This window comes from Enterococcus sp. HMSC076E04 (assembly GCF_001814285.1).
Taxonomy (GTDB): Bacteria; Bacillota; Bacilli; order Lactobacillales; family Enterococcaceae; genus Enterococcus_B; species Enterococcus_B lactis.
In genome coordinates this window covers 113342-135920 of record NZ_KV815597.1, presented here as the reverse complement: position 1 = coordinate 135920, position 22579 = coordinate 113342, and the positions used below count along the sequence as shown (strand labels likewise).

16 protein-coding genes and 1 pseudogene are annotated in these 22579 nt (G+C 38.8%); 14 read left to right on the top strand and 3 right to left on the bottom strand.

Annotated features, from left to right (window positions below; genetic code table 11):
* Positions 1-31: 31 nt before the first annotated feature.
* Positions 32-115 (bottom strand): annotated as a pseudogene (locus tag HMPREF2961_RS15915) (nitroreductase family protein); the annotation flags it as partial.
* A 353-nt stretch (positions 116-468) separates the two neighbouring features.
* On the opposite strand from HMPREF2961_RS15915, the gene HMPREF2961_RS07315 reads away from it, so the two are divergent.
* The 6 genes from HMPREF2961_RS07315 (at position 469) to pheT (ending at position 13552) form a co-directional block, all read left to right on the top strand.
* Positions 469-1935, top strand: a complete 1467-nt coding sequence (locus HMPREF2961_RS07315; RefSeq protein WP_002315107.1) for a peptide MFS transporter — start codon at positions 469-471, stop codon at positions 1933-1935.
* 180 nt (positions 1936-2115) lie between these two features.
* Positions 2116-5643: a PD-(D/E)XK nuclease family protein gene (locus HMPREF2961_RS07310; RefSeq protein WP_070704433.1), complete on the top strand. Its 3528-nt coding sequence runs from the start codon at positions 2116-2118 to the stop codon at positions 5641-5643.
* A complete protein-coding gene (gene addA / locus HMPREF2961_RS07305) occupies positions 5640-9362 on the top strand; it encodes a helicase-exonuclease AddAB subunit AddA (RefSeq protein ID WP_002315105.1) in 3723 nt (1240 codons plus the stop codon). The genes HMPREF2961_RS07310 and addA overlap by 4 nt, the downstream gene beginning before the upstream one ends.
* Before the next feature lie 68 nt (positions 9363-9430).
* Positions 9431-9772 carry a winged helix-turn-helix transcriptional regulator gene (locus HMPREF2961_RS07300; RefSeq protein WP_002292948.1) on the top strand — a complete coding sequence of 114 codons (342 nt, stop codon included), beginning with the start codon at positions 9431-9433 and terminating at the stop codon, positions 9770-9772.
* Between the two features lie 311 nt (positions 9773-10083).
* A complete protein-coding gene (gene pheS, locus HMPREF2961_RS07295) occupies positions 10084-11127 on the top strand; it encodes a phenylalanine--tRNA ligase subunit alpha (RefSeq protein WP_002315104.1) in 1044 nt (347 codons plus the stop codon).
* A gap of 4 nt (positions 11128-11131) precedes the next feature.
* Positions 11132-13552, top strand: a complete 2421-nt coding sequence (gene pheT, locus HMPREF2961_RS07290; RefSeq protein WP_024636281.1) for a phenylalanine--tRNA ligase subunit beta — start codon at positions 11132-11134, stop codon at positions 13550-13552.
* Positions 13553-13720: 168 nt separating this feature from the next.
* On the opposite strand, the gene trpS is transcribed toward pheT, so the two are convergent.
* A complete protein-coding gene (gene trpS / locus HMPREF2961_RS07285; protein ID WP_002288045.1) occupies positions 13721-14731 on the bottom strand; it encodes a tryptophan--tRNA ligase in 1011 nt (336 codons plus the stop codon).
* A gap of 253 nt (positions 14732-14984) precedes the next feature.
* Between trpS and HMPREF2961_RS07280 the strand changes: the two genes are divergently transcribed.
* From HMPREF2961_RS07280 to cbpB, 8 genes are all read left to right on the top strand, one after another.
* Complete coding sequence (locus HMPREF2961_RS07280) at positions 14985-15722, top strand: amino acid ABC transporter ATP-binding protein (RefSeq protein ID WP_002288042.1); 738 nt, start codon at positions 14985-14987, stop codon at positions 15720-15722.
* 13 nt (positions 15723-15735) lie between these two features.
* Positions 15736-16551 (top strand): transporter substrate-binding domain-containing protein, encoded by an 816-nt coding sequence (locus tag HMPREF2961_RS07275; RefSeq protein WP_070704428.1) that lies wholly within the window; start codon positions 15736-15738, stop codon positions 16549-16551.
* Between the two features lie 12 nt (positions 16552-16563).
* Complete coding sequence (locus HMPREF2961_RS07270; RefSeq protein WP_002288038.1) at positions 16564-17211, top strand: amino acid ABC transporter permease; 648 nt, start codon at positions 16564-16566, stop codon at positions 17209-17211.
* A gap of 15 nt (positions 17212-17226) precedes the next feature.
* Complete coding sequence (locus tag HMPREF2961_RS07265) at positions 17227-17883, top strand: amino acid ABC transporter permease (RefSeq protein WP_002292958.1); 657 nt, start codon at positions 17227-17229, stop codon at positions 17881-17883.
* A 160-nt stretch (positions 17884-18043) separates the two neighbouring features.
* On the top strand, positions 18044-18865 hold the full coding sequence (gene racE, locus HMPREF2961_RS07260) for a glutamate racemase (RefSeq protein ID WP_002315102.1): 822 nt from the start codon (positions 18044-18046) through the stop codon (positions 18863-18865).
* A gap of 2 nt (positions 18866-18867) precedes the next feature.
* Entirely contained in the window at positions 18868-20223 is a 1356-nt protein-coding gene (gene rph / locus HMPREF2961_RS07255) for a ribonuclease PH (protein WP_002309406.1), read from the top strand.
* Positions 20224-20742, top strand: coding sequence for a metallophosphoesterase (locus HMPREF2961_RS07250; RefSeq protein WP_002309405.1), 519 nt, complete (start codon positions 20224-20226; stop codon positions 20740-20742).
* 106 nt (positions 20743-20848) lie between these two features.
* Positions 20849-21349, top strand: a complete 501-nt coding sequence (cbpB, locus tag HMPREF2961_RS07245) for a cyclic-di-AMP-binding protein CbpB (RefSeq protein ID WP_002309404.1) — start codon at positions 20849-20851, stop codon at positions 21347-21349.
* 280 nt (positions 21350-21629) lie between these two features.
* Here the strand turns inward: cbpB and HMPREF2961_RS07240 are convergent, their stop codons facing one another.
* Positions 21630-22550, bottom strand: a complete 921-nt coding sequence (locus HMPREF2961_RS07240; RefSeq protein WP_002315101.1) for a mechanosensitive ion channel family protein — start codon at positions 22548-22550, stop codon at positions 21630-21632.
* Between the last annotated feature and the right edge of the window lie 29 nt (positions 22551-22579).

Genomic DNA, 22579 nt, shown 5'->3' with positions numbered 1-22579 from the left:
GAAAAACGAATACAATTTAACTCAATTTATATAGATGATAGATTGAACGGCGATTTTTTAAAGTGTCAGTAAAAGTTGTCATAATAAAATTTCTCCTTTGATTTGCGTTTTGCATTTTTTTAATTGATTACGAAATGAAGTATATCATCTTACAAAAAGTAAGTAAACAGATATGCTCACAAAAAATAAGCGAAGTTCAAAAAACAATTTTAATAAGGGAAATCGTTAGAAAAGGATTTTCTTGGTTATCGCTTTCATTGCTGTGTTTTAGGAATTTTTGCTTATTCGAAAAAAACAGCTGATATATAATTATTAAATCTCTATCTTCTTTTTTTTATGATATTGCCATTAAAAATTACTTGTTTTTATAGAAAATTAGTTTATATTTCTTAAATAAGTTTTTTAGTTAAATTTTTCGGTAAAGATGTATAATATTTTCTGAAAATTTAAAGAATTGGGGTATAGATTATGGAAAAACAGCAAGACAAGGGCTTCTTCGGGCAGCCGAAGGGATTGTCAACTTTGTTCTTCACTGAGATGTGGGAACGATTTAGTTATTATGGTATGCGTGCATTACTTATCTATTATATGTACGATACAGTTGCCAACGGGGGACTTGGATTACCACGAGCAACAGCATTAGCTATCATGTCGATATACGGATCGCTGATCTACATGTCTAGTATCGTCGGCGGATGGGTATCTGACCGAGTGTTAGGAGCAAAACGCACTGTATTCTTTGGTGGAGTCTTCATTATGCTTGGACACATCGTCTTGGCTTTACCATTTGGTGTAAGTACATTATTTGTTTCAATGGCATTGATTATTATCGGAACCGCCTTTTTGAAACCAAACGTTTCTGGCATGGTCGGACATCTTTATTCAAAGACTGATTTGCGAAGAGATGCAGGATTTTCGATTTTTTACATGGGTGTCAACTTAGGAGCATTATTAGCACCACTAATCGTTGGGACAATCGGTCAAGAATATAACTACCATTTAGGGTTCTCTTTAGCTGCTATTGGGATGTTCTTTGGATTATTACAATACATTATCCAAGGACGCAAGACATTAGACGGAGTGGGTACTACACCGCCGAATCCTTTGACAACTGAAGAACGTAAAGGATTCATCCGTAACTTGATCATCGCACTTGTTGTTATCGCTGCAGTATTCGGTGGGGCACAATTAACTGGTCATCTGACAATCGACTTTTTTGTCAATACAATCAGTGTATTGGGGATTATCTTACCGTTGTATTACTTTATCAAAATGTTGACTTCAAAAGATGTAACTGCTGAAGAAAAACCAAGAGTATGGGCGTATATCCCATTATTCCTTGCAGCAATCATTTTCTGGTCATTACAAGAACAAGGTTCATCTATCTTAGCTTTATTTGCTAGTGAACGTACGCAATCTACACTATTTGGTGTGACGATCCAAGCAAGCTGGTATCAATCATTGAATCCGATTTTCATCTTTATTTTGACACCGGTATTCGTAACGATGTGGACAAAACTTGGCAAACGCCAACCATCTACAGTAGTGAAATTCTCTCTTGGTCTTTTGTTTGCAGGATTATCATACTTACTATTGATGTTGCCAGGTATGCTTTATGGGACAAGTGGAAAAGTAAGTCCATTGTGGTTGTTAGGAAGTTTCTTCATCGTGGTTATTGCTGAATTGTGTCTTTCACCAGTTGGTTTGTCTGTAACAACGAAATTAGCACCACGAGCATTTGAATCACAAACAATCGCTATTTGGTTCTTAGCTGATGCTTCTTCACAAGCAATCAATGCACAAATTGCACGCTTCTACACACCGGGAACAGAATCTGCCTACTTCGGTATTATCGGTGCAGTAGCAATCGTTGGTGGTATCTTGCTATTTACTGTGAAAGAACCAATCAAAAAACTAATGGGATCTATCCATTAATCAACTCACGAAAAGACAGGAATTGCTTATTTGTAGCGATTCCTGTCTTTTTGCGTATACTCAAAAAAGATAGAAATATCAGAACCATAAAAGTATATAATTTGAAGAATATAGAACAAATGTTCAGTATTTTTTGATATAATAAAGAAGCACCGTATCATGTGTTGAAGGAGGAAAAGCATGTCTTTACAATTTATTCTTGGAAACGGGAAAAAAGATCACCGTCAAGTCTTGATCGACGAAGCGTCAGCTTGGCTCGACCAGGATGCAAGCAACCAAGTATTTTTTCTTGTTCCCAATTACAGCAAATTCGAACAGGAACAAGAAATTTTAGCGGAGATGCGAAGAAGAAGCGGGAAAAAAGCTTTCAGCACAACAAATGTTCAAGTATTCAGTTTTTACCGTCTGGCTTGGTATTTGCTGCAACAGACAACCCTTCTTACAGGAAATGAGTTATCAGAATCCGGATCTGCGATGATCTTGCGACAGATTTTAGAAAAACATGAGGAAGAATTAACGATCTTTCGCGGAGAAATCAATAAAAGAGGATTTATTCGCCAATTGCAAGAACTCTATAGTGAATTGCGCATAGGGAATATTCAACCGGAAGACTTGATGCTTTTATTTGGTGATTCACCGAATGCAGAAGACCAGCAACTTAAAATGAAAGACTTGAAGCTGATTTTTTCAGCTTATGACAGCGAATTGACCGAACGTGCCCTATCAAATGAAGATGCACTGGCTATACTAGCAAATTATATGCAGACACAAGATTTCACCAACGTCAAATTTATCGTCAGCGGTTTTTCCCGAATCAATGGGCAAGAGTATCAATTACTGCAGGCAATGATGGAAAAGGGGCAATTAGTTGTCGATTTATTGTTGGATCGTCCTTATACAGCGGATCTTCCAGAAGTACTTACGCTCTTTCATGAGACTGGAAAGCTTTATTTCCGTCTTTTTCAAAGTGCGAGAGAACGGAAAGTCCCTATATTAGTAGATCGTTTTGCGCCAGAGCAGAATCGTCCGACAGCGCTGCAGTTGCTGCAAACGATGTGGGAAGAGACTTCTAGCCAAAAGAAAGCAACCGTCCGCAAATTAGGGGAACAAGAGGCTCTCCATTTGTGGGAAGCTGAAAATCCAACTGAGGAAGTCCGACAGTTAGCCGTTGAAATCAGACGGCTAGTCAGTGAAGAAAACTACCGTTATCGTGATATCCAAGTACTGACAAAAAATATGTCCTTATATGGAAATATTCTTCGACCAATCTTTCAAGAAATGGCGATTCCTTTTTATATCGATGAAGAACAAATGATGGAAAATCATCCGCTGATTGAATGGATCAACAGTCTGTTCGCTCTTGACCGTTATTCTTATCGATTAAGTGATATTATGCGTTTTTTCAAGACGGAATTGTTCCTATCGATGGAAACAGAAACCGAACTGGATGAATGGAAACAAGAACGAGATGAATTCAGGAAAAAATTGGACATCACAGAAAATGTCGCACTTGCTTATAATTATCAAGGCACTTACTGGACGCGTGAAAAAGATTGGCAGTTTGTAGCGTATGATTTTGAAGCAGAGCAGATTGAAGACGTACAGCATCTGGAAGAACAGTCAAATACGATTAGACGATTATTTCAGAAATCTATACCTGCATTTTTTAAAAAAATAAAGAAAAGCAAAACAGGACAAGTGGCCGCAAATGTTTTTTATCAATTTTTGATCCAAAGTGGTGTACAGCAACAATTATTGTTTTGGCGTAATCAGGAAGTAGATAGAGGAAACTTAGAAGCGGCAAGAAACCATGAGCAGACATGGGGAGCGCTGATTGATCTGCTGGATGAATATGTAGTCATTTATGGTGAATCGGCTTTTGACTGGTCACTGTTCCAAGAAATCATTACGAGTGGTCTAGAAAATCTAAGTTATGGTAAAATCCCTACCGCAATCGACCAAGTGCGAATCAACCGTTTGGAATTAGTTCGACCGAATCAAGCTGCCGTCACTTTTGCATTAGGTTTGAATGATCAAGTGTTTCCAGACCGTAAAGAAACAAAAGGATTGTTGTCCAGTGAAGAACGAGAAGTATTAAATCAAGCTTTGCCAGATGGACAGTTTTTATTCGACCCATCCAAAGAAAGTATCTCTTTTGAGCCTTTCCAAGCCTACCTTGTTTTTCTTTCCGGAACGGATCGATTATATCTTAGCTATGCACAAAGCTATGACACAGATGGTTCACTGAAGATGTCTCCTTATTTGCGCAGAATCACAGAATATTTATCAGTTCCCGTCGAGAGAAAAGAGCATTTGACGATCGAAAGCGATCCTGATTGTTATGTAGGAACTTACAGAAGCGGAATCAATACAGTCAATAGGATTTATCGATTAGCTTTAGATGAAAAGAAACCTGTACCAAAGCATTGGCAAAAGCTCAAAGAATTAGTACTGAATTCCTCATGGCGCAATTTTGCTTTACAAATCTTTGAAAGTCAGGAACATTTGAATGTGCCTGTTTCGATGCCAGAAAAAATGGCGGAAGAGCTTTATGGAAAAGAAATTTATACTTCGATTTCACGTATGGAGAATTTTTATAATTGTGAATACAAATACTTCATGCAATTTGGTTTGAAATTGAAAGAACGAACTGTTTATGGTCTGACTCCAGCAGCAACAGGTGATTTTTATCATGAATCATTGGATCGTTTCTTCAAGCTACTGTTTTCAAACCAATTATCCTTAGTGAATATGACCGATGCGCAGCGTAAAGACTTCACTGAAAAAGTGCTGCAAGAAGTGTTCGGAGAACTTCGGTTTGAGATATTGGATAGTTCTGCAAGAATGAACTATATCCGCTATCAATTAGGACAGACGATCCAAAAAGTGGCATGGGCTTTGCACAAACAGAGCAAAAATACGGGCATGCATCCTCTACAGACGGAGATTTTATTTGGTCAGATTGCTGGAGCAAAAGGTATCACAGGTCTGGAATTACCGTTGAGTAATGGTGGTAAACTCCACGTTCGAGGAAAAATCGATCGGATTGATGTAGCTTCTGAACAAGAAGACACTTGGTTAAGCGTTATTGATTACAAATCTAGTGGACGTTCATTTGATGTCACAGAAGCTTATTATGGCATGGCTATGCAATTATTGACGTATCTGGACGTAGCATTGATGGATGCGGTACGTTTGACTGGAAAGGCGGCTGTTAAACCAGCAGGCTCTTATTATTTACATGTTCATAATCCTGTATTGACAGAGACAGATGATGTAGAGAAGAATACATTGAAAAAATTTAGTTATGATGGCGTTTTTGTCGATGATCCCGCTCTTTTAGAAGTACTAGATCATTCACTGGAAACAAAAGAACAATCACTGATCTATCCAGTGAAAAAAAATGCGAAAGATGAATACCAAAAAGGTAGTTTCAGCAAAGATAAATTTTTCACGGAAGAAGAACTGCAACTATTCATGGCGCATAATCGGGAAAATATGCGGTTAGCTGGAGATGCAATCACTTCCGGAGAAATCAAACTGAACCCAGCTTATAAAGATAAACAGCGAATTGCCTGCGAATTTTGTCCATTCAGAAGCATCTGTACGTTTGATGTGATGCTGAAAGAAAATAATTACCACCGTCTGGAGAAAATAGATAAGGAAGAAGCACTGCGCAGAATATTGAAAAGGAGTGAAGAAGAGTGAATCAAATTCCTTTAAAACCGCAAAATGAACGATTTACAGATGATCAGTGGCAGGCGATTTTCGATCAAGGAGATAATTTGTTAGTCTCTGCGTCTGCCGGATCAGGTAAAACTACAGTGCTTGTTCGAAGAGTGATTGAAAAATTAAAAATGGGTTTTGATATCGATGAATTACTGATTGTGACATTTACTGAAGCAGCCGCAAGAGAAATGAAAGAAAGAATTCAAGAGGCATTACAAGAAGCGGTCAACAGCGAAAGCGACCCTGTACGAAGACAGCATTTTACTAAGCAGTTAGTTTTATTGCCCACAGCGAATATCTCAACCTTACATGCTTTTTGTCTAACAGTTATTCGACGTTATTATTACTTAATTGATATTGATCCGGTCTTTCGCATGTTAACAGATGAAACAGAAACGATCTTGATGAAGGAGGATGTGTGGGACGAGCTGAGAGAAGCACTTTACGCAGAAAATGATGAACGATTTTTCCAATTAACAATGAACTTTTCTAATGATCGTTCAGATGACGGCTTGACGAATCTGGTGTTTTCTCTTTATGAGTTTGCCCGTGCCAACCCTGACCCCCAAAAATGGCTAGAACAGTTAAGCGATAATTATCGTTTGACTGAGGGGCTAGCGAAATCTCGATTATATCAAGAACAAATCCGTCCTTTAGTTTTGGCAGATATATACCAATGTGTACAATTATATGAACAGATGACTCAGTTAGCACAAGGTGAAGAATTAGAAAAAATGCATGAGCAAGTGGCCGGAGAACAACAGCAGATCAAAAATATCTATGAAGCTTTCTCGCAAGATCGGTTAGAAGAAGCTTATGCTAGTTTGGAACAACTGACTTTTTCAACTTTTAAGAGCAGTCGTAAAGCAGAATTGAAAGAAATATCCAATGAAGTCAAGGGCATGAGGGATAAAGCAAAAAAATTGATTCAGCAGATAAGTAAAAGTTACTTTCCTGTTTCACCAAGCCAAATAGAAGAATTAACGGAAAAAGCACTACCGTTAGTCGAAGAAATGACAAAAGTCACGCAAAGCTTTATGGACGGTTTCAGTATGCGTAAACGGGAAAAAGGTGTGTTGGATTTCAATGATCTGGAACATCTAGCGTTGCAGATTCTCACAGAAAAAACGAAAGATGCATGGCTGCCAAGTGAAGCTTCAAAACATTATCGAAAAAAATTCAAAGAAGTAATGGTAGATGAATATCAAGACGTGAACCAATTACAAGAAGCCATTTTATACTGGCTAAGAGAACCTGACGATACAAAAGGAAATATGTTTATGGTTGGGGATGTCAAACAATCCATTTATTCTTTCCGTTTAGCAGATCCTAGTTTATTTATCGGGAAATACGAGAATTTTTCAAAGAAAGAAGGCGGACGTCGGATCGTTTTGGCTGAGAACTTCCGCTCTAGAAAAGAAGTCCTTTCTTTTACGAATCTTATTTTTGAACAACTAATGGATCCAGCAGTAGGTCAAATCAATTATGACGAAGCAGCCAAACTCATACAGGGATTCTCAGACTTTCCGGAGAATGAACAGTTTGAGCCAGAAATCATGATCTATGAAAAAGAACAGGAAGAATCAGAGATCGAGATTCCGACGGACGATATACTGGAAGACAAAACAGAAGGCGAACTTTTTATGACAGGACTAAAAATTCGTCAATTAATTGATTCCTCCTTTATGATTTATGATAAAAAATCAAAGAAAAGTCGTCCGATAGAGTACAAAGACATTGTTCTCTTGACACCTACAAAGAAGAACAACTTAACGATTTTAGAGATTTTCAAAACATTGGATATTCCTTTGGAGATGAATGATGCTCAAAATTATTTTCAAGCGACAGAAATTCGCACGATGATCTCGCTGCTACAATTAATTGACAACCCCTATCAAGATATTCCGCTTGCGGCTGTATTGCGTTCGCCAGTCGTGGGTTTGATTGAACCAGAATTAGCCAGCATCCGATTAGCCGACCGTGCACATACTTACTATGATGCTGTGCTTGCTTATCAAGCATCAAACGAAGATGAATTAGCGGCTAAGCTGGAACATTTTGGCAAACAACTAGATCATTGGCGAGAACTTGCTCGCCGTTCTTCGATCACTGACTTGCTATGGGATATCTATTATGAGACGGGATATCTAGAGTATGTGGTCGGTTTGCCAGCAGGAGCACAGAGACAAGCCAATCTTTATGCATTGGTCGATCGTGCCAAAGCATACGAGCAAAGTTCTTTCAGAGGATTATATCAGTTCGTGCGTTTCATTGAAAAAATGCAAGAAAAAGATAAAGACTTAGCAGAACCAGTCATTTCAATAGAAGATAATGCTGTTCGCGTAATGACGATCCATGCAAGTAAAGGCTTGGAATTTCCAGTTGTATTTTTGTTAGATATGACGAAAGAATTTAACTTACAAGACTTGCGCAATCGGTATGCTTTTGAAGAAAAACTTGGAGCAGGTATTCGCTATATGGATCCTGAAACACGGGTGTTATATGATACGTTACCGTTTCAAGCCATCAAATTGGCAAAGCAAAACAAATTGTTGTCGGAAGAAATGCGTAAATTGTATGTAGGATTGACTCGGGCAGAACAAAAGCTTTTCATTGTCGGTTCCTATAAAAATAAAGAGCAAATGATCCAAACGTGGTCTGAAGCAGCTGATCATGAGGAGTTGGTTTTTGATCCTGCGCTACGTTTGAAGGGCAGAAGCAGCTTGATGAATTGGATTGGTTACGGATTGATCCGTCATCCTGAAATGCAGAAATACTTAGAGGAAGAAGTTTCGACTTCTCTCCTTCAAGATTCAAATGCACAGTTTTCTATTTCATGGATGAATCAGCAAACAATCATTGAACAAAGACAGTTGCTTGCTGAAAAAGAACTGGTTAACTTAGATCAGCAGATGAAAGAAAAGGAAACTGTATTAGCAGATTCGTTACAAAAACGTCTAGCCTATGAATATCCTTATCAGGCTTCTTCGCAAACCACAAGTTATCAATCTGTATCTGAGATCAAACGATTATTCGAAGATCCAGATGATACACAAGAATCACGTTTGACTCTGGAAAGTAGTCAGACAAAGGCAGCATCTCGTCAATTCCGTTATACGCAAGAACAACTAGCAGAACCAAAATTTTTACAAAAAGATCGGCAAGTGTCGGCAGCTGCTGTTGGAACAGCTACCCATGCTTTATTGCAATTGCTGCCATTAGAGATGCCAACTACAGAGAGCATCAATCAAAAGTTGCAGGAATTAGTAAAGAAACGGTTAATAGACGAAAAGGTCGCAAAAAAAGTAGATGTTTCTTCTATTATATGGTTCTTTCAAACAGAACTTGGGCAACAATTGATTGCCAACAAAGAAAACGTAAAACGGGAACAACCTTTTTCCATGCTGCTTTCTGCTGATGAAGTATTTCAAGACTATCCAAATCAGGAAGATGAGCTATTGATCCACGGAATCGTCGATGGATACTTAGAAGAAAAAGATCATCTCCATATCTATGATTTTAAAACAGATTTCATTTTACATCCGGATGATCCAGCAGAAATAGACGCGATCGTCCAAAAATATCAAGGACAGCTAAGACTTTACCAACAAGCAATGACAGAAGCACTGAATAAACCTGTAGAAAATGTTTTCCTAATTTTACTTCGGGTGAAACGAATCATAAACATTAATAAATAATTATAATTGAGCAAACTTGACTTATGTTTTGTAAGGATTATGCTATACTCTGGGAAGAGGTGAGTATGATGGAGCTAACACAGACAGAATTCGTTTTGTGTCCTAAATTTGAAAAAACGTTCTCTATTTTAGGAAAAAAATGGAACGGATTGATTATCGATGTACTACTCGAAAATGGTCCGCAACGCTTTGTCGAGCTTGCGGCAAAAATCCCGATGGTTAGTGATCGGGTATTGGTCGAACGCTTGAAGGAATTAGAAAAAGAAGGAATAGTCACTCGAAACATTGCCTGTAGTGAAAAAAGCCGTTCAGAATATCTCTTGACTGAAAAAGGAGCAGACTTGCAAAAAGCAATGCGTCAAATACAAGTTTGGAGCGAAAAATGGGTCACAGAGGAAGAATGCGGTTGATTTTGTAAAAAAAATCTTGTAAACTATAGTCCATACGAATAAGTAAAAGAACGATGACGAAAAAGAGTAGTTTGGCTAAACCAGTTCAGGGAGATCTGTCACAGACTGAAAACAGGTCCTGTGTTTGAAAAATGAAGTTCACTTTCCGAGTTCGTCTGATCATTATCAGACCGGCAACTGTCGTTAACGAAGTAAGAGTGCGGTGTAAGTTTATTTATCCGCAAATTAGGATGGTAACGCGAAGACCTCGTTCCTTAACAGGAATGAGGTCTTTTTGTTTTGTATTTGGAATTTAAAGGAGGAACAAGCACATGTCTTTACAAGCACAATTAGAGAGCTTGAAAGAAGAAACAATCGTCAAAATCACGGCGGCACAAGATTTAAAAGAATTAAATCAAATACGTGTTGAAACGTTAGGAAAAAAAGGACCGATCACAGAAGTATTGCGTGGGATGAAAGATCTAAGTCCAGAAGAACGTCCAAAAGTCGGAAGTTTCGCAAATGAGATCCGAGACCTTTTGACAGAAGAAATAGAGCGAAAAAAACAAGTATTAGAAGAAGAAGCGTTAAATGCAGCTTTGGCAAAAGAAACAGTAGACGTGACATTGCCTGGTAGAAAAGTAAAGCATGGTACACGTCATATCGTGACGCAAATCATGGAAGAAATTGAAGATATTTTTGTAGGTATGGGGTATCAGATCGTAGAAGGTTACGAAGTAGAGTCTGACCATTACAATTTCGAACGGATGAACCTGCCAAAAGACCATCCGGCAAGGGACATGCAAGATACTTTCTATATTTCAGACGAGATATTGATTCGGACACATACTTCACCAGTCCAAGCACGAACAATGGAAAAGCATGATTTCTCTAAGGGTGCTCTACGAATGATCTCGCCAGGAAAAGTTTTCCGCAGAGATACAGATGATGCGACCCACAGCCATCAGTTCCATCAAATTGAAGGGCTAGTTGTTGATAAAAACATCACGATGGGCGACCTTAAAGGAACATTAGAAGTCGTAATGAAAAAAATGTTTGGGGAAGAACGTGAAATCCGTTTGCGTCCAAGTTATTTCCCATTTACGGAGCCATCAGTAGAAGTAGATGTCAGTTGTTTCAAATGTGGTGGTGCCGGTTGTAACGTATGTAAATACACTGGATGGATCGAGATTTTAGGAGCTGGCATGGTGCACCCGAATGTGTTGAAGATGTCAGGAATCGATCCAGAAGAATATTCAGGCTTTGCTTTCGGCCTTGGACCAGACCGCGTAGCTATGTTGCGGTATGGAGTGAATGATATCCGTAATTTCTATCAAAATGACTTACGTTTCTTAAGTCAGTTCAAGGGGGAGTAAGAAGATGTTAGTTTCATATAAATGGCTTAATCGTTATGTGGATTTATCGAATGTAACACCAAAAGAATTAGCGGATAAAATGTCTGTAACAGGAATCGAAGTCGAGGGAATCACGGTTCCAGAAGAAGGCTTGAAAAAAATCGTTGTCGGTGAAGTCAAGGAATGTGTACCACATCCAGATTCTGATCACCTTTCTATTTGTCAAGTCGATATTGGTGAAGACGAACTGTCTCAAATCGTTTGCGGAGCGCCTAATGTGAAGGTCGGAATCAAAGTAATCGTTGCGCTTCCTAACTCACGGATTGCTGGAAATGTGAAGATCAAAAAAGGGAAAATGCGTGGTCAAGTATCAAATGGCATGATTTGCTCGTTACAAGAAATTGGCTATTCAGACAGTGTTATACCGAAAGAATACGCTGAAGGTATCTATTATATGCCACAAGAAGCTGTAAATGGCGATCCAGTTTTTTCTTATTTAGATATGGATGATTCGATCATTGAATTGTCTATCACACCAAATCGTGCAGATGCATTGTCAATGCGTGGCGTAGCTTATGAAGTTGGGGCAATCTATCGTCAGACGCCTACATTTGATGACGAGAAATTAGTAGAATCATCACAACTTGCTAGCGATAGAATCAAAGTGACAGTTGAAGATAAAGAAGTCGTTCCTGCCTATCAAATCCGCATCATTGAAGGAGTAAACATCCAACCAAGTCCTCAATGGCTGCAAAATCTTTTGATGAATGAAGGCATCCGCCCAATCAACAATGTAGTAGATGTGACGAACTATATTTTGCTTTTATTCGGACAACCACTACATGCATTTGACTACGACAAATTGAAATCAAATGAGATCCTTGTCCGTCATGCAAAAGAAAATGAGACATTAGTCACGTTAGATGGAGAATCTCGGGAATTGACAACTGACAATCTTGTCATCACTAATGGCAAAGAACCAGTTGCTTTGGCTGGTGTCATGGGTGGATTAGATTCAGAGATTACGAATGAAACAACAACAGTGGCACTGGAATCTGCTTTGTTTGATCCAATTTCGATCCGTCGTACAGCAAAACAATTTAATTTGCGTAGCGAATCTTCTGCACGCTTTGAAAAAGGGATCAACCATGCAACTGTTGGAGAAGCCAGTGAGGTTGCTGCAGCAATGATCGTTTCTCTTGCAGGTGGGGAAGTTCTACAAGGTGCGGTCAAAGGTTCAGAGATTAAAGCAGAAGACGTATCAGTGAAGATTTCACTTGAACGCATCAATCAATATTTAGGAACATCTCTTGTCGTTAAAGAAGTAAATGAGATTTTTGAAGCACTTGGATTTAGCTATGAAGAAAAGGATCATGTTTATTCCGTAGTCGTACCACCAAGACGCTGGGATATCCAAATCGAAGCAGACATTATCGAAGAAGTTGCTCGTATTTATGGATACGACCAGTTGCCATCTACACTTCCAAGTGGAGAAACGGTTGCTGGAAGCTTGTCAAAAGAACAAGAAACTACTCGTAAAATTCGTACAATCTTTGAAGGAAGTGGATTGAGCGAAGCAATCAGTTATGCATTGACAACAGAAGAAAAATCAAGACAGTTTGTTATAAAAGAAAGTAATATTACACGTTTGGACTGGCCAATGAGCGAAGAACGTTCTGTATTACGAATGAATTTGATCAGCGGACTATTAGATGATATCAGTTATAACACTGCTCGAAAAAATACAGAGATTGCTTTATATGAAATTGGTCGGGTATTCTTCCAAGAAAATGATCCGCGCACACATCTGCCGCAAGAAGTAAAACATGCAGCCATCGCTATTTCTGGTATTTGGGAAGAAAAAGATTGGCAGACGAAAACACAAAACGTAGACTTTTTCACCATCAAGGGTCTTTTAGAAAACTTATTTGAACAACTAGGTATCACTGAAGATATCCATTATCAAACAGTGACAGAAATAAAAGAAATGCATCCTGGGAGGACAGCTGCAATTTATCTTGGCGAACAATTTATCGGCTTTGTCGGTCAAGTGCATCCGACAATTGCCAAAAGTTACGATATTCCAGAAACATATGTAGCTGAGTTTGATTTATCTGCTGTAGTGGAAGCTGCCCAAAAAGGAATCGTTTTTGAAGCAGTGACAAAATTCCCAGCAGTCAGCCGGGATATCGCTTTGCTTGTAAAAGAAACTGTGACAAATCAGGAATTAACAGAAGTGATCCATTCTGCTGCCGGAAGATTTTTAACAGATATCCAATTATTTGATGTCTATCAAGGAGAAAACATCGAAAAAGGACATAAATCCATGGCTTATAGCCTGACATTCGTCAATCCTGAAGCAACATTGACAGATGAAGAAATCAATAAAGCAATGGAAAAAGTCGAAAAAGCGTTGATAGAAAACCTAGAGGCAAGTATTCGCTAAGAGGGAAAATATAGTAAGTAACGATCAAGTAGCTTTTGAAGACTATTCATTTGAAAAAGAGATGTGACACAAGTTTGTCACATCTCTTTTTTTGATTTTAAAAAAGGAATAGCACAGAGACGAGATAAAAAAACAGGCCTTTACAGCCTGTTTTTTAGAGTAAATGAATTAATGGAAGTAATTGATTCCCATTGCTGATTTTACTTCAGAAAGTGTTTGTGCAGCTACTTTAGCAGCTTCTTCACTACCTTTACGTAAGATTTCCATAACAGCTGAAGGATCTTTTTCCAATTCTTCTCGGCGTGCGCGGATCGGTGCAAATTCAGCTTCCAATACATCAATGAGGTATCGTTTGATCTTTACATCACCAAGTCCGCCGCGGCGGTAATGAGCTTTCATTTCTTCAATTGCTTCTTTATCTGTTCCGAATACATCCAAGTAGGTGAAGACCATATTCCCTTCTACTTGTCCAGGATCTTGTACATGGATGTGGTTTGGATCAGTATACATACTCATAACTTTTTTCTGTAAGACATCGGCAGGATCGGAGATATAAATACCGTTTCCTAACGATTTACTCATTTTGCCATTTCCATCGATTCCAGGTAACCTACCCATTCCTTTTGGTGGGAATACGCCTTTCGGTTCCACCAAGACTTCACCATATGTATGATTGAAGCTTTGTACGATTTCCTGTGTCTGCTCTAACATTGGTTTTTGATCCTCGCCAACAGGTACGAGATTCGCTTTGAATGCAGTGATATCAGCTGCTTGAGAAACAGGATAGATAAAGAATCCTGTAGGCACGCTTTCACCGAATTTCTTTTGTTCGATTTCTGTTTTGACAGTCGGATTGCGCCGAACGCGTCCTACGCTGACTAAGTTCAAATAATACATGGTTAACTCAGCTAATTCCGGAATTTGTGATTGGATAAATAAAGTAGATTTTGCAGGATCTAATCCCACGGCTAAATAGTCTAAAGCAACTTGCAAGACATTTGATGAAACCTTCTCAGGATTTTTAGCATTATCGGTCAGTGCTTGCATGTCAGCAATCATGACAAACAGTTGGTTGTCTTCGTCTGCTTGCATAGCCACTCGGGTTTTTAGAGAACCGACGTAATGCCCTAAATGCAGCTTCCCAGTTGGTCGATCTCCCGTTAAAATAATATTTTTCAAAAAAGACACCTCTTTACGATTTGTAAGTCTGAGCACTTAATATCTTACCGTTTTTCCTGACAAGAAACAACAGTTCCTAAGGAAAAAACAAGGAAAGAGGATAAAATAACTAATAGATTAGAAATGAAAGAAATATTTATGGGAGAATAAACGTTCTAAGAAACTTTACAAATTACTAAACTATCAGATATAATGTATTTTATTATACATCTTTAAAAGAAATCTTACTAAATAATAATGGGAGTGTAATTCTATGGCAATGATTAAATTTGATCACGTGGATAAATATTATGGCAAGTTCCACGCATTAAAAAATATCAATCTCGAATTCGAGAAAGGAGAAGTTGTCGTTGTCATTGGTCCTTCTGGTTCAGGAAAGAGCACGATGCTTCGCTGTATCAATGGATTAGAGACGATTTCTTCAGGTAAGCTACTAATTAATGATACTGACTTGCATGATAAAAAGACAAAGTTGACAGAAGTCCGAAAGAATATCGGCATGGTTTTCCAGCATTTCAATTTGTATCCTAATAAAACCGTTCTGGAAAATATTACATTAGCACCAATCAAAGTGTTAAAGCAAGACCAGGCAACTGCAGTCAAAAACGCGGAGAAATTTCTGAAAACTGTCAATATGTTAGATAAGAAAGATTCTTATCCTTCCATGTTATCCGGTGGACAACAGCAACGGGTGGCAATCGCCAGAGGTTTAGCGATGAATCCTGAGATGCTGCTGTTTGATGAACCTACTTCTGCTTTGGATCCGGAAATGATTGGTGATGTATTGGACGTCATGAAAAAATTGGCGCATGACGGCATGTCAATGATTGTCGTGACGCATGAAATGGGCTTTGCCAAAGAAGTTGCGGATCGTGTCATCTTCATGGCTGACGGAGAAGTATTGGAAGATAGCAGAAATGTGAGAGACTTTTTCGAAAATCCAAATGAAGTCCGAGCACAGCAATTTATCAGTAAAGTTATCAATCATTGATAGGAGGAAAAAGATGCGCAGGTTTAAAAAAATACGCCTGATTTTCCTTTTAGGCATTGCTTTTCTTGCACTAGCCGGATGTAAAGGAAATGGGTTGGCAAATGAAGATATTTTAGAGCGAAGCAAATCTACCAATGAAATCATCTGGGGTGTCAAATATGATACTCGATTATTTGGAATGATGGATATTGAGAGCAGAACCGTACAAGGATTTGATGTAGATATTGCAAAAGCAATCACTGAAAAGATCCTTGGTGAGAATGGAAAAGCGGAATTTGTTGAAGTCACTTCTAAAACGCGGATCCCGTTATTGAAAAACGGAAACATCGATGCGATTATTGCGACGATGACGATCACAGATGAACGAAAAAAACAAGTCGATTTTTCAGATGTCTATTTCGATGCTGGCCAAGCTTTGTTGGTAAAGAAGGGAAGCCAAATCAAAAGTGTAGATGATTTGAATGCTTCTACAACAGTTCTAGCAGTCAAAGGTTCTACGTCGGCTGCGAATATCCGACAGCATGCACCAGATGCAAACATTCTGGAATTGGAAAATTATGCAGAAGCATTTACTGCGTTACAATCTGGCCAGGGAGACGCAATGACTACGGATAATGCGATCTTGTTAGGGATTGCAGATGAAAATCCAGAGTACGAGTTAGTCGGCGGAACGTTTACTAATGAGCCTTATGGAATTGCGATCAACAAAGGACAAGAAAACTTCTTGAAAGCTGTTAACCAAGCGCTAGAGGAAATGCATGCAGATGGCACATATGATAAAATCTATCAAAAATGGTTTCCAAATGAAACTGAAGTAAAAGTAGAGTAAGGGGGAGAGGCAATGAGCGAATTGATACAGACTTATGGACCAATCTTTGTCGACGGGTTCAAGATCACATTGTTTTCGAGTGTCTTAGCACTTGTGTTTAGTTTGATTATCGGAACGTTGATGGCAATCTTCCAATTATCAAAGAATAAAGTAGTAAGTGCCTTAGCAAAGGCATATGTAGAATTTTTTAGAAACATTCCATTATTGATCATCGTGATGTTTTTTTATGTTGTCGTACCTATTTATTGGTTTAATCTAGACGGATTCCAAGCAGGGACGATTGGCTTGACTATCTATACATCCGCTTTTATTGCTGAAACAGTACGTTCAGGGATTCAAACTGTACCAAAAGGCCAAACAGAAGCAGGATTGTCTTCTGGATTTACCTATTCAGAAATTATGCGTTATATTGTTTTGCCCCAAGCATTCAAAATCGTTATTCCGCCATTAGGCAACCAATTTATTAATCTTGTGAAAAACTCGTCTATTTTAGCAATCGTAGCTGGTTTGGATTTGATGTATCAAGGAGATTTGATTGCCAGTGAAACATTCAATACCTTCGATACGTATATCATCGTTGGGTTATTTTACTTAGTTATCACGCTGCCGTTATCTTACTTAATGGTTTATCTTGAGAAAAAATGGGCGGTTCGTTCATAGAAGGAGGGGAAATACATGGATTTTAGCGGCGCTTTTTCATGGATGAATGTCCGTTTTTTATTGGAAGGATTAAAGGTTACTGTTGAAGTTTCATTGTTTTCGATCATTTTCAGTTTCTTGATTGGTGGTCTGACAGGTGTGATTCGTTTTGCGAATATCCCTTTCTTGTCCAAAATCCTTGGTATTGTGATCGATATCATACGAAATCTTCCATTATTATTGATCATTTTCTTCACTTATTTTGCTTTGCCTCAGATTGGCATCCAGATGAACATCTTCTGGTCTGCTGTTGCAGCATTGACGATCTTTGAATCAGCTATGCTGTCGGAAATTTTCCGAGCTGGACTTAATGCTGTTCCGAAAGGGCAGATGGAGGCAGGATTGTCAACGGGACTGACTTATGTAGAAACGATGCGGACGATCGTTTTGCCGCAAGCATTCAAATCGATGATCCCGGCAATTGTGAGCCAATTGATTTCACTGATCAAAGATACATCATTAGCAGTAATCATTTCTTTACCTGAACTTTCTCATCAGGCACGTATTATTTATGGACAGAATACCAATTATGTGCTTCCAATGTTCATCATCATGACACTTATGTACTTCGTGGTGTGTTACGCGCTTTCTCTGCTTTCCGGTTACTTGGAAAAGAGACGGTACAGTTATTAATAGATGATTCTTTTAGCGGTTGTGGCAAACTAAGTCACAACCGCTTTTCCTCTTTCCATTCGAAAAAAAGAGATTTTGATTGTTTTAAGCAAGTGAGAGCACTTGAAAATTCACGCTAAAAAGTACACAATAGGGAAGATAGAATTTATTGAAAAAAAGGATGATACGATTGACAGATAATCGCCCTATCGGATTTATTGATTCAGGTGTTGGCGGCTTAACTGTAGTAAAAGAAGCCCTGAAACAATTACCGAATGAAAATATTTTATTTGTAGGAGACACAGCACGCTGCCCGTATGGTCCTAGACCTGCGGAACAGGTAATCCAGTATACTTGGGAAATGACGGATTATCTGGTGGAGCAAGGAATCAAGATGCTGGTGATTGCCTGCAATACCGCAACTGCGGTTGCTTTAGAAGAAATCAAAGCTGCTCTTTCTATTCCAGTCATCGGTGTGATCCTTCCCGGTACAAGAGCAGCAGTAAAAAAAACACAAAATAAACAAGTTGGCATTATCGGTACGATTGGTACGGTAAAAAGTCAAGCTTATGAAAAAGCACTGAAAGAGAAAGTGCCAGAATTGACTGTGACAAGTCTTGCTTGTCCCAAATTTGTTTCAGTTGTCGAAAGTAATGAATACCATTCATCTGTGGCAAAAAAAATCGTGGCAGAAACATTAGCTCCGTTAACGACTAAAAAAATCGATACATTGATTTTGGGATGCACCCATTATCCATTATTACGCCCTATCATTCAAAATGTAGTGGGTGAAAATGTTCAACTGATCGATTCTGGAGCAGAAACAGTAGGTGAAGTATCTATGCTACTCGATTATTTCAATTTGAGCAATTCACCGCAAAATGGACGGACATTATGTCAGTTTTATACAACAGGATCTGCTAAACTTTTCCAAGAAATAGCCGAAGACTGGCTTGGAATCGGACACCTAAATGTAGACCATATTGAATTGGGAGGAAAATAAGGATGCGTCATGACGGGAGAAAAGCCCAAGAGCTTCGTAAACTGGAGCTTCAAACAAATGTTTTCAAATATCCAGAGGGATCGGTTGTGATCCGTTTTGGTGATACAACAGTTATTTGTTCTGCAACAGTAGAGGATTCTGTACCTCCCTTTTTGAGAGAAACAGGAACAGGGTGGGTAACAGCTGAATACAGTATGCTACCTCGAGCAACGAGTACGAGAAACCGTAGAGAAAGCAGCAAAGGAAAACTTTCTGGTAGAACAATGGAAATCCAGCGTCTTATTGGTCGCTCCTTGCGTGCAGTAATAGACTTGGAAAAGCTGGGAGAGCGTAGTATCATCATAGACTGCGATGTGATCCAAGCGGATGGCGGAACTAGAACAGCTAGCATCACTGGGGCATTCGTCGCGTTGAGACTAGCAATTGAAAAGCTTTTAAGAGAAAAGGAATTGTCAGAAGATCCAATCAAAGAGCATCTTGCTGCAGTTAGCGTAGGGATCTTGCCGGATGGGACTTGCGTGACAGATTTGGACTATCAAGAAGATTCCGCAGCACTTGTAGATATGAATCTCGTGATGACAGAATCAGGAAAATTCGTGGAGATTCAAGGAACTGGAGAAGAAGCAACGTTTGATGGAGAACAGTTGAATGAAATGCTCTTTTTTGGAAAAAACGCGATTGAAGATTTGATCAAAGAGCAAAAACATGCTTTGCTAACAGAATTTGCTCAAGATAATGAGCGGATAGAAGAAACAAAAACAATCATCATTGCGACAAGAAATCCAGGAAAAGCAGAAGAGTTTCGAAATATGTTCAAAGAAGCGGGATATCATGTAAAAACATTACTTGACTATCCTGAATTGCCAGATGTGGAAGAAACTGGCAGCACATTTGAAGAAAATGCCCGATTAAAAGCAGAAACGATTGCACAATTGCTTGATCAACCAGTCTTAGCAGATGATTCAGGTTTGAAAGTGGATGCGTTAGGCGGTATGCCAGGAATCTATTCTGCACGTTTTGCAGGGGAACAAAAAAGTGATGCGGGGAATAACGCCAAATTATTATATGAATTGACAGATGTGCCGGATGAAAAAAGAACAGCACAATTCCATTGTACATTAGTATTCGCGGCACCCAAAAAAGACAGCCTCGTAGTAGAAGCGGAATGGCCCGGTCGAGTAGCCCGTATACCATCTGGCGAAAATGGCTTTGGGTATGATCCTTTATTTATCCCAGAAGGTAAGAAACAAACAGCAGCAGAATTATCGAGCGAAGAAAAAAACAAGATCAGTCATCGGGCTCAAGCAATGAAAAAATTGAGTGCCGAGTGGAAACAATGGCTGGAAGGAGAGAGATAGATGCGGTATTTAGTAGTAAGTGATAATCATGGAGACAGAGATATCCTCGTTGACTTAGTAGATCGTTATCGTTCTGAAGTGGACATCTTTTTCCATTGTGGTGATTCGGAATTAGAAGCTTCTGACCCATTATGGGATACATTCCAAGTGGTTCAAGGTAATTGTGATTATGGACCAGGATTCGAACAGAAAAAAGTGATCCAAACTGGTCAGGATACAGTATTCATGACTCATGGCCATTTATCGAATGTTCGATTTGGTTTGACACAGTTAGCAATCGAAGCTCGAGCTGCAAATGCCGATATGGTGTTTTTTGGTCATACCCATCAAATAGGCTGTGAGATGGATCAGAAAATCCTGTTTTTGAATCCTGGAAGTATTTCTCAACCTAGAGGCCCGATCCAAATCCCATCATATGCTCTTATTGAAAGTTTAGATGACCAAATTTCTGTTCAATACTATAACCGTGCCCATCAGGCAGTTGAAGAATTGGCCTTTTCTTTTTCGAGAGAGCGCTGAATAAAAAAACTCTAATTTTTAATAAAAATAAGCTTTATTTTGTGAATTTTGCATCCGGTTTCGGTAAAATAGTAGTGTTGAATGAAATAGAAATGGAGGCCATCAGATGATTGGACCTATAGTAAGAGAAATGCTGCTGGAAAATCAGGAAACGTTTTTGATTCCTGCAGAAAATGTGGCAAATGTTATGTATCATCATCCATTATCCCATGGTTTACTTGTCTTATCGAAGGTCGGTTATTCCAAAATTCCTGTATTAGGAAAAGATGATCACTTTGTAGGACTAGTAAGTTTATCAGATGTGGTCAATAAAATGATTGACTTGCAAACAATCAGCATGGATCCGTTAGAAGGACTAACAGTTGCTGATGTAACAGAAACGGATGTTCCGACGATTGATGAAAATTGGGAACTAGAAGAAGTACTCCATTTGTTAGTTGATTCGCCTTTTTTACCGGTTGTCACAGAAGAACGGGTTTTCAAAGGAATCATCACAAGGAAAGAGCTGCTTAAAGCCGTAAACTTCATGGTGCATGAATTAGAACGTCGCAATATATTGTCTCCGAAAATCGAAGAATTAAAAGAACAAATCGATATTGTGAGCTAAAGAACGAGAAACTGAAAGATAATCAAAAAATAAGTAGAAACAAAAGCGTACCAGTTTTGACTTTATCTTGAAAAAGAGGCTGGGACAGAAGCGTTTAACTTCAAGAAATAAGAGGTAATTCACGAAAATTGCTTTTCAAATCTTTGTGAATTTCAGCTTATTTCCGAAGGAGTTGCTTCTGCTTCCGCTGTTTATACATGTTTAGAGCGTGGGACAAAAGTTTTTCTTTACTTTTGTCCCACGCTCTTTTTAGTGAGATCCGTTGCATCGTTTGACCAAATTATTTTCCGACAGCAATCGGACTGTTCGGAATCGTGAACCCAGAAGCTGTCAATTCTTTGACATAGGAGCTCAAAAACTCTTCTTTTAAGGCATATTGTTTTCCGTTCAATGCGTAGCAGACCGTTCGAATAGCAAAATTACTATTACCAAGATCCACTAAACCAAAGATGGAAGGTTCAGTTTGAAGCTCTTCTTGGTATTTTTCAGCTAATGTATGATTTACTCGATCAATGATCTCATAGATTTTGTCATATCCTTCTTCAGGAACGATCCGGATATCTAAAAGTACTTGCATATTTGCACGAGAGAGATTGCTGATCGTGGTGATGTTTCGATTCGGGATGAAATGGACAGTACCATCCGTTGCTTTCAGCTGAAGGGTACGGATACCAACAGATACGACGGTTCCTTCAATCGTTAAGTTTGCTAACTTGATGTAGTCTCCAACATCCATCTGTTGTTCCATGATAATAAAAAATCCGGTAATAACATCACTCATGAACCCTTGGGCACCAAGGCCGATCGCCACACCTGCAATTCCGGCACCAGCCAAAAGTGAACCGATCGGTACACCGATAGCAGATAAAATTGCATAGATAAAGAAGAAACCAAGGGTATAATGAAAAATAGTATTTAAAAGACTATGTAAAGTCTTTAAGCGGCTCTCGTTTAGAATGGCTTTTTTAGAATACTGATTAAAAGACTTATCAATCAGATATTTTCCCACACGGTGAAGAATCCAAAAAAGGACGATCAAAAAAATCAGATATAAACTTTTTTGGATAAAGGCAGCCAAAATGGCGTCCCAATCAATCCCGTCCCAAAACCGCTGAAACGCATTTACTTTGCTGACAGCTTGATCTGTCAATGTCTCGCCAGAAGAGTCTGTCGTACCGGCAGTTGCTAATAATGAAAACATAAAATCCTCTTTTCTAAAATTTGATTCTT

What these genes read in the sequence shown, in the direction of transcription:
- pheS (WP_002315104.1), top strand. Translation starts at nt 10,084, where the DNA reads ATGTCTTTACAAGCACAATTAGAGAGCTTGAAAGAAGAAACAATCGTC.
- HMPREF2961_RS07250 (WP_002309405.1), top strand. Translation starts at nt 20,224, where the DNA reads ATGCGGTATTTAGTAGTAAGTGATAATCATGGAGACAGAGATATCCTC.
- pheT (WP_024636281.1), top strand. Translation starts at nt 11,132, where the DNA reads ATGTTAGTTTCATATAAATGGCTTAATCGTTATGTGGATTTATCGAAT.
- HMPREF2961_RS07275 (WP_070704428.1), top strand. Translation starts at nt 15,736, where the DNA reads ATGCGCAGGTTTAAAAAAATACGCCTGATTTTCCTTTTAGGCATTGCT.
- rph (WP_002309406.1), top strand. Translation starts at nt 18,868, where the DNA reads ATGCGTCATGACGGGAGAAAAGCCCAAGAGCTTCGTAAACTGGAGCTT.
- racE (WP_002315102.1), top strand. Translation starts at nt 18,044, where the DNA reads ATGATACGATTGACAGATAATCGCCCTATCGGATTTATTGATTCAGGT.
- HMPREF2961_RS07240 (WP_002315101.1), bottom strand. Translation starts at nt 22,550, where the DNA reads ATGTTTTCATTATTAGCAACTGCCGGTACGACAGACTCTTCTGGCGAG.
- HMPREF2961_RS07315 (WP_002315107.1), top strand. Translation starts at nt 469, where the DNA reads ATGGAAAAACAGCAAGACAAGGGCTTCTTCGGGCAGCCGAAGGGATTG.
- HMPREF2961_RS07280 (WP_002288042.1), top strand. Translation starts at nt 14,985, where the DNA reads ATGGCAATGATTAAATTTGATCACGTGGATAAATATTATGGCAAGTTC.
- HMPREF2961_RS07300 (WP_002292948.1), top strand. Translation starts at nt 9,431, where the DNA reads ATGGAGCTAACACAGACAGAATTCGTTTTGTGTCCTAAATTTGAAAAA.
- HMPREF2961_RS07310 (WP_070704433.1), top strand. Translation starts at nt 2,116, where the DNA reads ATGTCTTTACAATTTATTCTTGGAAACGGGAAAAAAGATCACCGTCAA.
- HMPREF2961_RS07265 (WP_002292958.1), top strand. Translation starts at nt 17,227, where the DNA reads ATGGATTTTAGCGGCGCTTTTTCATGGATGAATGTCCGTTTTTTATTG.
- cbpB (WP_002309404.1), top strand. Translation starts at nt 20,849, where the DNA reads ATGATTGGACCTATAGTAAGAGAAATGCTGCTGGAAAATCAGGAAACG.
- HMPREF2961_RS07270 (WP_002288038.1), top strand. Translation starts at nt 16,564, where the DNA reads ATGAGCGAATTGATACAGACTTATGGACCAATCTTTGTCGACGGGTTC.